The sequence below is a fragment of the Pseudomonas sp. GL-R-26 genome, assembly GCF_019947365.1.
GTDB lineage: Bacteria > Pseudomonadota > Gammaproteobacteria > Pseudomonadales > Pseudomonadaceae > Aquipseudomonas.
Genome location: NZ_JAGYGI010000069.1, coordinates 1 through 3,348 on the forward strand (window position 1 = coordinate 1; position 3,348 = coordinate 3,348).

Annotated in this window: 2 rRNA genes; both read right to left on the bottom strand. The window is 51.1% G+C overall.

Annotated features, from left to right (window positions below):
- Positions 1-5: 5 nt before the first annotated feature.
- Positions 6-121 (bottom strand): 5S ribosomal RNA (rrf, locus tag KGA96_RS29495).
- A 169-nt stretch (positions 122-290) separates the two neighbouring features.
- Positions 291-3,184, bottom strand: a 23S ribosomal RNA gene (locus tag KGA96_RS29500).
- Positions 3,185-3,348: the final 164 nt, after the last annotated feature.

A 3,348-nucleotide genomic window follows, 5' to 3' on the forward strand; every position in this document is an offset into this window, starting at 1 on the left:
TTTAATCTTGACGATGACCTACTCTCACATGGGGAAACCCCACACTACCATCGGCGATGCATCGTTTCACTGCTGAGTTCGGGATGGGATCAGGTGGTTCCAACGCTCTATGGTCGTCAAGAAATTCGGGTACTGAGTCGTGACCGGTTGGTCTCGCTTCAGCAAATTGGGTATGTGACAGCTAGGTGTTTTGTGAGTATCTCGAACTTTCGGTTCGTTTCGTCTTCACACACCGCAATCTGGCCTCTTTCGTTTCTTCAACTAGGAGCATCAAATTGCTTGGGTGTTATATGGTCAAGCCTCACGGGCAATTAGTATTGGTTAGCTCAACGCCTCACAGCGCTTACACACCCAACCTATCAACGTCGTAGTCTTCGACGGCCCTTCAGGGGACTCAAGGTCCCAGTGAGATCTCATCTTGAGGCAAGTTTCCCGCTTAGATGCTTTCAGCGGTTATCTTTTCCGAACATAGCTACCCGGCAATGCCACTGGCGTGACAACCGGAACACCAGAGGTTCGTCCACTCCGGTCCTCTCGTACTAGGAGCAGCCCCTCTCAAATCTCAAACGTCCACGGCAGATAGGGACCGAACTGTCTCACGACGTTCTAAACCCAGCTCGCGTACCACTTTAAATGGCGAACAGCCATACCCTTGGGACCGGCTTCAGCCCCAGGATGTGATGAGCCGACATCGAGGTGCCAAACACCGCCGTCGATATGAACTCTTGGGCGGTATCAGCCTGTTATCCCCGGAGTACCTTTTATCCGTTGAGCGATGGCCCTTCCATACAGAACCACCGGATCACTAAGACCTACTTTCGTACCTGCTCGACGTGTCTGTCTCGCAGTCAAGCGCGCTTTTGCCTTTATACTCTACGACCGATTTCCGACCGGTCTGAGCGCACCTTCGTACTCCTCCGTTACTCTTTAGGAGGAGACCGCCCCAGTCAAACTACCCACCATACACTGTCCTCGATCCGGATAACGGACCTGAGTTAGAACCTCAAAGTTGCCAGGGTGGTATTTCAAGGTTGGCTCCACGCGAACTGGCGTCCACGCTTCAAAGCCTCCCACCTATCCTACACAAGCAAATTCAAAGTCCAGTGCAAAGCTATAGTAAAGGTTCACGGGGTCTTTCCGTCTAGCCGCGGATACACTGCATCTTCACAGCGATTTCAATTTCACTGAGTCTCGGGTGGAGACAGCGCCGCCATCGTTACGCCATTCGTGCAGGTCGGAACTTACCCGACAAGGAATTTCGCTACCTTAGGACCGTTATAGTTACGGCCGCCGTTTACCGGGGCTTCGATCAAGAGCTTCGCGTTAGCTAACCCCATCAATTAACCTTCCGGCACCGGGCAGGCGTCACACCCTATACGTCCACTTTCGTGTTTGCAGAGTGCTGTGTTTTTAATAAACAGTCGCAGCGGCCTGGTATCTTCGACCGGCGTGGGCTTACGGAGCAAGTCCTTCACCCTCACCGGCGCACCTTCTCCCGAAGTTACGGTGCCATTTTGCCTAGTTCCTTCACCCGAGTTCTCTCAAGCGCCTTGGTATTCTCTACCCAACCACCTGTGTCGGTTTGGGGTACGGTTCCTGGTTACCTGAAGCTTAGAAGCTTTTCTTGGAAGCATGGCATCAACCACTTCGTGTTCTAAAAGAACACTCGTCATCAGCTCTCGGCCTTGGAATCCCGGATTTACCTAAGATTCCAGCCTACCACCTTAAACTTGGACAACCAACGCCAAGCTGGCCTAGCCTTCTCCGTCCCTCCATCGCAATAACCAGAAGTACAGGAATATTAACCTGTTTTCCATCGACTACGCTTTTCAGCCTCGCCTTAGGGACCGACTAACCCTGCGTCGATTAACGTTGCGCAGGAAACCTTGGTCTTTCGGCGTGGGTGTTTTTCACACCCATTGTCGTTACTCATGTCAGCATTCGCACTTCTGATACCTCCAGCAAGCTTCTCAACTCACCTTCACAGGCTTACAGAACGCTCCTCTACCGCATCATCCGAAGATGATACCCGTAGCTTCGGTGTATGGTTTGAGCCCCGTTACATCTTCCGCGCAGGCCGACTCGACTAGTGAGCTATTACGCTTTCTTTAAAGGGTGGCTGCTTCTAAGCCAACCTCCTAGCTGTCTAAGCCTTCCCACATCGTTTCCCACTTAACCATAACTTTGGGACCTTAGCTGACGGTCTGGGTTGTTTCCCTTTTCACGACGGACGTTAGCACCCGCCGTGTGTCTCCCATGCTCGGCACTTGTAGGTATTCGGAGTTTGCATCGGTTTGGTAAGTCGGGATGACCCCCTAGCCGAAACAGTGCTCTACCCCCTACAGTGATACATGAGGCGCTACCTAAATAGCTTTCGAGGAGAACCAGCTATCTCCGAGCTTGATTAGCCTTTCACTCCGATCCACAGGTCATCCGCTAACTTTTCAACGGTAGTCGGTTCGGTCCTCCAGTTAGTGTTACCCAACCTTCAACCTGCCCATGGATAGATCGCCCGGTTTCGGGTCTATTCCCAGCGACTAGACGCCCTATTAAGACTCGCTTTCGCTACGCCTCCCCTATTCGGTTAAGCTCGCCACTGAAAATAAGTCGCTGACCCATTATACAAAAGGTACGCAGTCACCCAACAAAGTGGGCTCCCACTGCTTGTACGCATACGGTTTCAGGATCTATTTCACTCCCCTCTCCGGGGTTCTTTTCGCCTTTCCCTCACGGTACTAGTTCACTATCGGTCAGTCAGTAGTATTTAGCCTTGGAGGATGGTCCCCCCATATTCAGACAAAGTTTCTCGTGCTCCGTCCTACTCGATTTCATGACCAAGAGATTTTCGCGTACAGGGCTATCACCCACTATGGCCGCACTTTCCAGAGCGTTCCGCTAATCTCAAAGCCACTTAAGGGCTAGTCCCCGTTCGCTCGCCACTACTAAGGGAATCTCGGTTGATTTCTTTTCCTCAGGGTACTTAGATGTTTCAGTTCCCCTGGTTCGCCTCTTGCACCTATGTATTCAGTACAAGATAACCATCTTATGATGGCTGGGTTCCCCCATTCAGACATCTCCGGATCAAAGTCTGTTTGCCGACTCCCCGAAGCTTTTCGCAGGCTACCACGTCTTTCATCGCCTCTGACTGCCAAGGCATCCACCGTATGCGCTTCTTCACTTGACCATATAACCCCAAGCAATCTGGTTATACTATGAAGACGACATTCGCCGAAAATTCGATTGAGCTCCTAAGAGCAACTCACAAATTTTACCTTAGCCTGATCCGTTACCAGTGAAAGTAACGTTCAGTCTATCTTTCTATCACATACCCAAATTTTTAAAGAACGA